Origin of the sequence: Sphingomonas sp. (assembly GCF_042096255.1) — a bacterium.
Taxonomy (GTDB): domain Bacteria; phylum Pseudomonadota; class Alphaproteobacteria; order Sphingomonadales; family Sphingomonadaceae; genus Sphingomonas.
The window spans coordinates 1-3,003 of the sequence record NZ_JBELLZ010000180.1; the positions used below are offsets into that span (position 1 = coordinate 1).

The window sequence follows — 3,003 nt, forward strand, 5'->3', positions numbered from 1 at the left end:
TGTAGCTGATCCGCCCGGTCTTGGCGTCCGCTTCGGTCTGGCCGACGATCTGGTACTTTACCGGCTTGTCGTCATCATCGAGCAGAGTCACGGTGGCGCCGAACACGACCTTGTCGCCCGACAAAGTGGTCGGATCGATGATCTGCGCGCGCGACATCTTGTCCTCGATATCGGCGATCGAGGCCTCGATCTGGCCCTGCCGCTCCTTGGCGGCGTGATACTCGGCGTTCTCGGACAAGTCGCCGTGCGCGCGCGCTTCCTCGATCGCGTCGACAACCAGCGGACGTTCTTCTTTGAGACGCCGCAGATCCTGGCTGAGCTTGTCATAGCCCTCCTGGAGCATCGGCATCTTCTCGACCGTCGCCATCTTCCGTCCTTCGTCAAAGCCCCTTCCCCGAGCGGCGCCTCGACGCCGCTTCGCACCTTGCCAGAATATCGGGGATCAGTTGTGCGGGGCAGAATGATAGGACTGAAGCGGTCGAACTTCAAGGTTGCGGGTCGCACCCGAGGCGATCGCGCGCGCCGCCTCCACGCTGGCGGAAGCGGTGGTGAAGTACGGGATCTTGCCGTTTACCGCCGCGGCGCGGATCGGCTGCGAGTCCTTCAGGCTCTGCCAACCTTCGGTGGTGTTGAAGATCAGCGCCACGTCGCCGTCTTTGATCCGGTCGACGATATGCGGACGCCCCTGCGCCACCTTGTTGACCCGCTCCACCGGCAGCCCGGCACGGTCGAGATAGTCGGCGGTGCCGCCGGTCGCGACCACGGAGAAGCCGGCGTCCACCAGCGAACGCACCGCCGGCAGCACCTGCGGCTTGTCGCCGTCCTTGACGCTGACGAAGACGCAGCCCGCCTCAGGCAGCACCGTCATCGCGCCAAGCTGGGACTTGGCGAAGGCGGTGGTGAAATCGGGCGAAATCCCCATCACTTCGCCGGTGGACTTCATCTCCGGTGACAGCACCGGATCGATGCCAGGGAAGCGGTTGAACGGGAACACCGCCTCCTTCACCGCAAAATAGTCAATGTTGCGGTCGATCGGCGGCAGGTTGCGCAGCTTCTCGCCCGCCATCACCCGCGCAGCGATCTTGGCGATCGGCGCGCCGATCGCCTTCGCGACGAACGGCACCGTGCGGGACGCGCGCGGGTTGACCTCGATGAGGTACACCTGCCCGTCCTTGACCGCGAACTGGATGTTCATCAGCCCGCGCACGTTCAGGCCCCGCGCCAACGCCTCGGCCTGACGCTCGATCTCGGCGATGATCTCTGCCGGCAGGCTGTAGGGCGGGATCGAGCAAGCGCTGTCGCCCGAATGGACGCCGGCCTCCTCGATATGCTGGAGGATGCCCGCGACCACGACATGGTCGCCGTCCGCAATCGCATCGACGTCCACCTCTGTGGCGTCGCGAAGATACTGGTCGATCAAAACCGGCGCGTCGCCAGACACTTGCACTGCGGTCTGAATATAATCGTCGAGCTGCTGGTCGCTGTCGACAATCTCCATCGCCCGGCCGCCGAGCACGTAGCTCGGCCGCATCAGCACTGGATAGCCGATCCGCTGCGCCACATTCAGCGCCTCGTCACGGCTGCGCGCGATACCGTTCGCCGGCTGGAGCAGGCCGAGCCGGTTGACCAAGGCGGCGAAGCGCTCGCGGTCCTCGGCCAAGTCGATCGCATCGGGGCTGGTGCCCAGGATCGGGATGCCCGCCTTTTCCAGCGCGCGTGCCAGGTTGAGCGGGGTCTGCCCGCCGAACTGCACGATCACGCCGACCAGCTCGCCGGCCTGCTGCTCGACGTGCAGGATCTCCAGCACGTCCTCGGCGGTCAGCGGCTCGAAATAAAGGCGGTCGGAGGTGTCATAATCGGTGCTCACCGTCTCCGGATTGCAGTTGACCATGATCGTCTCGAACCCTGCCTCCTCCAGCGCGAAACAGGCGTGGCAGCAGCAGTAATCAAACTCGATCCCCTGCCCGATCCGGTTCGGCCCGCCGCCCAGGATCACCACCTTGCGCCGGTCGGAGGGCAGCGCCTCGTTCTCGGGCTCGCCGAAGCTCGGCGCCTCATAGGTGGAGTACATGTAGGGCGTCTTGGCGTCGAACTCGGCAGCGCAGGTGTCGATCCGCTTGAAGACAGGGCGGACGCCCAACTTCAGGCGATGCTCGCGCACCTCGTCTTCGGTCACCCCGCCCGTCATCGCCTTGACCGCCTCATGGATCAGGCCCGAGCCGCGCGCGATGCCGCGGCTCATGCCGCGCAGGTTGGCGGATTGCAGCGCCAACCAGGCGAGGCGCTTGTCGCTGAACCCCATCGCTTTCAGGCGGCGCATGCCCGGCGCGTCGATCGGCAGCCCGTTCTGCATCACCTCGGTCTCGGCGGCGACGATCTCCGCCATCCGCTCTAGGAACCAGGGATCGTATTTGGCGATCGCGTGGACCTCGGCGACGCTGAAGCCTTCGCGCAACGCCTGCGCGGCCACCAGCAGCCGGTCCGGCGTCGGCGAGGCGAGCGCCGCCTCGATCTCCGCGCGCGGGGCACCGACCAGCCGGTCGACCTGGTTGAAGCCGGAAAGGCCCGTCTCCAGCCCACGCAGCGCCTTCTGCATGCTCTCGTGGATGTTGCGGCCGATCGCCATCACCTCGCCGACCGACTTCATCGCGGTGCCCAGCACCGGCTCCGCCCCCTTGAACTTCTCGAAAGCGAAGCGCGGGATCTTGGTCACCACGTAATCGATCGTCGGCTCGAACGAGGCCGGGGTCGCGCCAGTGATGTCGTTCTCGATCTCGTCGAGCGTATAGCCCACCGCCAGCTTGGCCGCGACTTTCGCGATCGGGAAGCCGGTCGCCTTGCTGGCGAGCGCGGAGGAGCGCGACACGCGCGGATTCATCTCGATCACGATCAGGCGGCCGTCCTTCGGATTGACCGCGAACTGCACGTTGGAACCACCTGTTTCGACACCGATCTCGCGCAGCACCGCGATGCTGGCGTTGCGCATGATCTGATATTCCTTGT

At 65.8% G+C, this 3,003-nt stretch carries 2 protein-coding genes; both read right to left on the minus strand.

The window, feature by feature from the left end:
* Positions 1–367, minus strand: a 367-nt coding sequence (greA, locus tag ACFDTH_RS17970; protein ID WP_375288916.1) for a transcription elongation factor GreA, incomplete at its 3' end; no start/stop codon positions are given.
* Between the two features lie 75 nt (positions 368–442).
* Positions 443–3,003 (minus strand): carbamoyl-phosphate synthase large subunit (gene carB / locus ACFDTH_RS17975; RefSeq protein WP_375288917.1); only part of this gene is annotated, 2,561 nt, incomplete at its 5' end.